We start from the raw sequence: 6120 nt of genomic DNA, 5'->3' as shown, positions 1-6120 counted from the left end.
CCCGTCGAGTCCAGCTCGGCGAAGGTGCCCGGCCCGGAGGCGGACAACTCCCGGCACAATTCCTGATAACCGGCCAGCGGCGCATCCCGGCGGCGGCGCCGCCACGCGTTGACCTCCAGCACGCACGCCCACACGTCACCGGCCGAACGCAGCAGCCCGAAACACCGCCGCCGCTGCGCGGGCGTCACCCGCACGGCGACACGAGCGGTGCGATACACCACCGCAGGCGCAGCAGAATCCCGACGACGAGGCACAAACCGAAGCCAACACCACCGGTACGACAATTTCACCGCCGACGAACCCGGCAAAGGTTCGTGGACACCGCACTAGCCACGAGCGTCGAGGCTCGTCAACACCCTGTCGAGTCCGATCGACACGGTGTTGAGTCACCGGGCATGACACCCGCCCGTACGGCCACCGGGAGCGCCACCGGGCGCGGACGGCGCGCGGCGCGCTCCGTCGGCGATGAGCGGGAGCTGGCCATCCTGGCCACCGCCGAGCGGCTTCTGCGGCAGCGGGCCTTCGCCGACATCTCGATCGACGACCTCGCGCGCGGGGCGGGCATCTCCCGGCCCACCTTCTACTTCTACTTCCCGTCCAAGGACGCGGTGCTGCTGACGCTGCTAGACCGGGTCATCGAGGAGGCCGACGCCGCCGCCGGGGACGTGCTGGAGCGGCTGGCCGAGGACCCGCCGGCGCGTTGGCGGGAGCTGATCGACCGGTTCCACGAGACGTTCGGGGCACACCGCGCGGTGGTGCTGGCCTGCGCCCAGGTGCGCGGCACCAACGCCGAGGTGCGCCAGCTGTGGGCGAGGGTGCTGGAGCGCTGGGTGCACGCGATCGAGAGCGCGATCGTGGCCGAGCGGCGGCGCGGGGCGGCCCCGACGGGGTGCCCGCCCGCGACCTCGCCATCGCGCTCAACTCGATGAACGAGCGCGTCTGGTACGCCACCTTCGCCGGCGACGGGCCGGCGGTGGCCGAGCGCGACGTGGTCGACGTGCTGCGCGACGTCTGGCTGGCCGCGATCTACCGCAGCACCACTCCCCCACCGGCCTGACCGCGCCGGGCGGCGGCCAGCTCGGCGTCGAGCCGGGCGACCATCCGGCCGAAGTCCTCTGTACGCAGCACCGGGCCGATGTCCTTGCGCCAGCCCACCGTCCGGGACCGCCGCTGCACCGGCGTCTCGACCGCGCCGTCGGCCGTGCGCACCCAGCAGGCGTCCCGGGCGGTCGGCTCCCCGAGGAGTTCGGCTGGCCGCACGACGAAGCCGGTCACCCGCGACCACGGCAGGGTCCGGGTCGAAAACGTGTAGCGCAACCGCAGGCCGCTGTCGTTGACGTACACACCGACCAGGAAGTATCGGGCGACCAGCGTCATCCACAGCGCGAGGAAGGCCACCAGGCCGGCGAGGCCGAAGGCGTCACGGACGTCGAACCGGCCCGCCGCCAGCGAAACCAGGACGACGACCGCCATCGTGGAAGCGACGGCGAGCATGAAACCGCTCAACACCTGCCGCGCGCCCAGGGGATCGATCCGCCACCATCTCCGCACGGTCAGGAGGGTAGCGGCGGGCGGCAACCCCGGCCGCCTGGGCGACGTCTGCCTGCGACCGCGGTGCGGCGTCACGCGTGCCGGGCGGCACGCCTCGATCCGACCTCCTCACGGCGAACCGGCCGGGGGCGTCGGGCCGGTCGCGCCAGCGCCCACAGCAACGGCACGGTTACCAGGCCCAGCAGGTCCCAGGGGTAACGGGCCGCCTCGACGGTGAAGGCGACCGGCCCGCCGGACGGCTCGATCCGGCCGCGCAGTTCGTGCCGGCCCACGACGGTCGCGTCGGTCGGGACGCGAATCCGGTACTCCCGGGCCTGCCCGGCCCCGATCGTACCGAGCGGCGGGGCGCCGACGAGCGTGTGCACCCGACCGGGGCGGCCGAACAGCAGCGAGAACGGCGGGTCGACCGCGTCGGTGGGGCCGACGTTGCGCAGGTTGAGGTCCACGGTCAGGTCTCCCGGCACACCGAACCAGCCCGGCACGCCGGATCGGTCGGTGGCGCGCAGCCCGACGACGACCAGTTCCGCGGCGCCGACCGGCGCGGGGGCGGGCGGTGCGCTCACGCCGGTCAGCGGCAGGGCGACGCTGGCCCGGGTGCTGCCGGTGGGCGTGCGGGCACGTACCAGGCAGGTGCAGCCGACCGGTGGGGCAGCGAGCACCACCGGCAGGGTGAGAGCGCCCGACGACGGCACCTGTCCGTGCCCGACCCTGCTGGTCGCGCAGTCGAGCACGCCGCGACGTCCCCCGTTGCCGCAGACCTCGATCTGCACGGTGCCGGCCGGCCAGCCGACGAGGGTGACCAGGATCTGATCGCCGGACCGGAATGTGCCGGCCGGCACGGCGATCCGCGGCGCCGGTGCGGCGGCCGGCGCCGACGTGGGGCGACGACGGGCGGCGAGCAGGCGCGCGTCGCGCTGGCCCGGGCGCTGGCGCAGCAGGCCGCCGTGCTGTTGCTTGACGAACCGACCGCGGCCCTCGACTCGGGCCACCAGGAGCTGGTCATGCGCGTCGCGCGGAACCGGGCGCGGGCCGGCGACGCCGTGGTGGCGGTGCTACACGACCTGACCCTCGCCGGCGCGTACGCCGACACCGTCACCCTCCTCGCCGACGGGCGGGTACGCGCCGTCGGGCCGCCGGCGGAGGTCTTCACCGCCCCCTGCTCAGCGAGGTGTACCGGCACGACATCGAGGTCGTGCCCCATCCACGTACCCGACTACCCTTGGTCGTTCCCCGACGGCGACCCACCCGGCCTTCCGTCACCCTGGAGGAGACATGAGCCCGACCAGCACCCCGTTCTCGGCCGAACTGCGGGCCGCCAGCGCCGAGGCCCACCAGGACGCCGAGTCCCAGCGGTACGTCTGCGCCCTGGTGGCCGGCGACCTGGACCGCGTCGGCTACGCCGCGCTCGTGATGCAGCACCACGTCATCTACGAGGCGCTGGAGGGGGCCGCCGAGGCGATGCGCCACGATCCTCTCGCCGGTCCGTTCGTCGACGACGCGCTGACGCGGCTGCCCGCCCTCGCCGCCGACCTGGAGCTCCTGCTCGGACCCGACTGGCGCCGGCGGATCGAGCCGACCCCGGCCACGGTCTCCTACGCCGGGCGCCTGCGCGCGGTCGGTGCCAGCTCACCGGAGCGGTTCGTCGCCCACCACTACACCCGCTACCTCGGCGACCTCTCCGGCGGCCTGCACATCGGACGGTCGCTCGCCCGGCACTACGGGCTGACCGGGGACGCCGGCGCGGCGTTCTACCGGTTCGACCGGATCACCGACCCGAAGGCGTACAAGGACGCCTACCGGGCCAGGCTGGACGACCTCCCGCTCGACGAGGTGGGCCGGGCCGCGCTGCGGGACGAGGTGCTCGTGGCGTACCGGCACAACACCGAGGTCCTCGCCGCCCTGTCCGGGCTCGTGCCGGCCGCGGGGGCGGACGCGTGACCGCCCCCTTCGGCCCCGACGTGGTCGCCGCCGTCTGCCGGCACATGAACGACGACCACGCCGAGGACTCGCTGCTGATCTGCCGCACGCTGGGCGGGCAGTCCACGGCCACCCGCGCCCGGGCCACCGGCCTGGACGACGGGGGCATGGAGTTCGCCGTGACCGTGGACGACATCGAGGTTCCGGTGCGGGTCGCGTTCGGATACCGGCTGACCGAACGCGGCCAGATCCGGCAGGAGGTGGTGCGGATGTACCGGGAGGCGTGCCAGCGGCTCGGGCTCCCACCACGCCCGGCCGGCTGACCGGCGGGCGCGCCGGCCGGTCAGCCGCCAGCACCGGTCGGCCGGCTCCCTGGTCAGCGTCCCACCGACCCCTCGGGGCGGGTGTCGGCGAGCCAGCCGGGCAGGTCCGGGCGCTCCGGCGTCAGCACGTGTCGGACCCAGGCGGCCCGCTCGTGTTCCAGCACCCCCAGCTCCCAGACGCACCCCACCCACGGTCGGTCCAGCTCCACGAAGCGCGTCGGGTCGTCGTCCGGGCAGTCGAGGGCGGGCTGACCGGCCGCCGCGATGCGCACCCGCACCACGTTGTCCCAGACCCAGCTGTACGCCAGCAGGTACGCCCCCGTGTCGGCGCCCCGGTGCAGCACCACCCAGCCGGCCGCCGGCGTGCCGTCACCGTCCTCGCCGGGCAGCAGGCGGGGCAGCACCGCGTACGCGGCCCGTTCCACCTCCGGGGAGATCCGGCGCTCCGGCTGGTCGACGTGGTAGCGCTTGAGCTGGCGGCCGGCGATCGTGAGCGGTGCCGGCACCCGAAGTTCCTTGTCGCGAAAAGCCATGCCGGGACGGTACGGGCGCTCCACTGACAACTACTGTCAGCGGAATGCGGGCCGGTCGACTGCTCTCCCTCCTGATGCTGCTCCAGGCCCACGGGCGGATGACCGCCGCGCAGCTCGCCGAGCGGCTGGAGGTGTCCACCCGCACCGTCTACCGCGACATCGAGTCGCTGCACGAGGCCGGCGTCCCGCTCTACGGCGAGGCCGGGCACGCGGGCGGCTACCAGCTCGTCGACGGCTGGCGGACGAGGCTGACGGGGCTGACCGCCCAGGAGGCGGAGCGGCTGTTCCTCGCCGGGCTGCCCGGGCCCGCCGCCGAGCTGGGCTATGGGGCGGCGGTGGCCGCGCTCCAGCTCAAGCTGCACGCCGCGCTGCCGCCCGAGCTGGCCGAGCGGGCCGCGCGGATCCAGGAGCGCTTCCATCTGGACACCCCCAACTGGTACGCCGACGGCGACGCCTCGCCGCACCTGGCCGAGGTGGCCGAGGCGGTCTGGCGGCAGCGGCGGATCGCGGTGCGCTACCGCAGCTGGACCGGCGAGGTCGACCGGGTGCTGGAGCCCTACGGGCTCGTCCTCAAGGGCGGGCGCTGGTACGCGGTCGCCGGCCGGTCCGGGCGAAACGGGCCCGCCGCCTACCGGGTCAACCAGATCCTGTCGCTGACCGCCCTCGACGAGGAGTTCCCGCGCCCGGCGGGCTTCGACCTGCCGGGCTGGTGGCGGGCGCACGTGCTGCGCTTCCGGGCCGGCCTGCACCGCGACGACGCGACGGTCCGGCTCTCCCGGCGGGGGCGGGGCCGGCTGCGGGAGATCGCCAGCGAGCTGGTGGTCGCGGCCGTCGACGAGACCGCGGGTCCGCCCGACGACGCCGGCTGGGTGACCGCCGTCATCCCGATCGAGTCGCTCACCCACGCCCACGGCGACCTGCTGCGGCTCGGCGCGGACGTGGAGGTGCTGGCTCCGGCGGCGTTGCGCGAGCGGCTCGCCGCGACCGCCGCCGGCCTCGCCGCCCTCTACGCACCCCGCCCGGCCGGCCGCCGCGCCGGTGGGCAGGCGCCGGCCTGAGCCGCGCGCCCTCCACACCGGACGGTGGCGGGACGCCGGTTGTCGTCGGGTTGTGCGACCCTGGGACCGACTGCCCGGTCACCGGAGGTGATGGCCACGTTACGTCTGTGCGAACTCGTCGCCGTGCCCGCCGCCGCCGCGGTGACCCTCGCCGTCCCCGCCGGCGCCACGGCCGCCCTGGTCGCCGCCCCGCCCGTCGGCACCGCCGTCGCCCGCGTGGTGAGCGGGCTGGCCGCGCCGGTCGCCGGCCGGGTCCTGGTCGGCGACCGGGAGGTGACTGCCCTGCCGCCGCCGCACCGCCGCATCGCCTACGTGCCGGCCGGCGGCGCGCTGCTGCCCCACCTGACCGTGCGCCGCAACATCGCCTACGGCCAGCGCCGGCGCGAGCGGGTGCGGGAGGTGGCCGACGCCTGGACGGCGACGGTGGTCGACCGGTTGGAGCTGGCCCCGACGCTGGGGCTGCGACCGCACCTGCTGTCGGAGGCGCAGCGGTTCCGGGTGGCGCTCGCCCGCGCGGTGGTCTGCCTGCCCGAGGTGCTGGTGATCGACCTGCCGACCGGGCCGGCCGGCGGTGGGCGGCTGACCGACCTGGTCGACCGGCTCTCCCCGCCGGACACGCCGGGGGTGGCGGTGCTGGTGTGCACGGCCGACCCGGGCGCGCTGGCCGACGTGCCGGTCGCCGCCGAGGTGGACGGGTGACGCCGCCGGGCCGGGCCAGGGCGGCGGCGCGGCCGAGCC

Annotated in this window: 8 protein-coding genes and 2 pseudogenes; 6 read left to right on the top strand and 4 right to left on the bottom strand. The window is 75.5% G+C overall.

What is annotated here, in order from left to right; all coding sequences use genetic code 11:
• On the bottom strand, positions 1-218 hold a 218-nt coding region (locus AB0G13_RS33620; protein ID WP_357883390.1), incomplete at its 3' end, for a hypothetical protein.
• A gap of 177 nt (positions 219-395) precedes the next feature.
• Here AB0G13_RS33620 and AB0G13_RS33615 point away from each other — a divergent pair.
• Positions 396-1057: pseudogene (locus AB0G13_RS33615) on the top strand (TetR/AcrR family transcriptional regulator).
• Here the strand turns inward: AB0G13_RS33615 and AB0G13_RS33610 are convergent.
• Both AB0G13_RS33610 and AB0G13_RS33605 read right to left on the bottom strand, forming a co-directional pair.
• A complete protein-coding gene (locus tag AB0G13_RS33610; protein WP_357883387.1) occupies positions 1027-1551 on the bottom strand; it encodes a hypothetical protein in 525 nt (174 codons plus the stop codon). The pseudogene AB0G13_RS33615 and the gene AB0G13_RS33610 sit on opposite strands and share 31 nt — an antisense overlap.
• A 71-nt stretch (positions 1552-1622) precedes the next feature.
• Positions 1623-2540, bottom strand: a complete 918-nt coding sequence (locus AB0G13_RS33605) for a hypothetical protein (RefSeq protein WP_357883384.1) — start codon at positions 2538-2540, stop codon at positions 1623-1625.
• Here AB0G13_RS33605 and AB0G13_RS33600 point away from each other — a divergent pair.
• From AB0G13_RS33600 to AB0G13_RS33590, 3 genes and pseudogenes are all read left to right on the top strand, one after another.
• Positions 2439-2705 (top strand): annotated as a pseudogene (locus AB0G13_RS33600) (ATP-binding cassette domain-containing protein); the annotation flags it as partial. The gene AB0G13_RS33605 and the pseudogene AB0G13_RS33600 sit on opposite strands and share 102 nt — an antisense overlap.
• A gap of 118 nt (positions 2706-2823) precedes the next feature.
• Complete coding sequence (locus AB0G13_RS33595; protein WP_357883381.1) at positions 2824-3489, top strand: biliverdin-producing heme oxygenase; 666 nt, start codon at positions 2824-2826, stop codon at positions 3487-3489.
• Positions 3486-3791, top strand: coding sequence for a DUF2470 domain-containing protein (locus AB0G13_RS33590; protein WP_357883393.1), 306 nt, complete (start codon positions 3486-3488; stop codon positions 3789-3791). The genes AB0G13_RS33595 and AB0G13_RS33590 overlap by 4 nt, the downstream gene beginning before the upstream one ends.
• Before the next feature lie 53 nt (positions 3792-3844).
• On the opposite strand, the gene AB0G13_RS33585 is transcribed toward AB0G13_RS33590, so the two are convergent.
• Positions 3845-4324, bottom strand: coding sequence for a hypothetical protein (locus AB0G13_RS33585; RefSeq protein WP_357883379.1), 480 nt, complete (start codon positions 4322-4324; stop codon positions 3845-3847).
• A 44-nt stretch (positions 4325-4368) separates the two neighbouring features.
• Here AB0G13_RS33585 and AB0G13_RS33580 point away from each other — a divergent pair, with 44 nt between their 5' ends.
• Positions 4369-5382: a WYL domain-containing protein gene (locus AB0G13_RS33580; RefSeq protein WP_357883376.1), complete on the top strand. Its 1014-nt coding sequence runs from the start codon at positions 4369-4371 to the stop codon at positions 5380-5382.
• 90 nt (positions 5383-5472) lie between these two features.
• A complete protein-coding gene (locus tag AB0G13_RS33575; RefSeq protein WP_357883372.1) occupies positions 5473-6081 on the top strand; it encodes an ATP-binding cassette domain-containing protein in 609 nt (202 codons plus the stop codon).
• The last annotated feature ends 39 nt before the right edge of the window (positions 6082-6120 follow it).

Origin of the sequence: Micromonospora sp. NPDC023633 (assembly GCF_040640035.1) — a bacterium.
Taxonomy (GTDB): domain Bacteria; phylum Actinomycetota; class Actinomycetes; order Mycobacteriales; family Micromonosporaceae; genus Micromonospora.
This window is presented reverse-complemented; position numbering and strand designations above follow the sequence as displayed.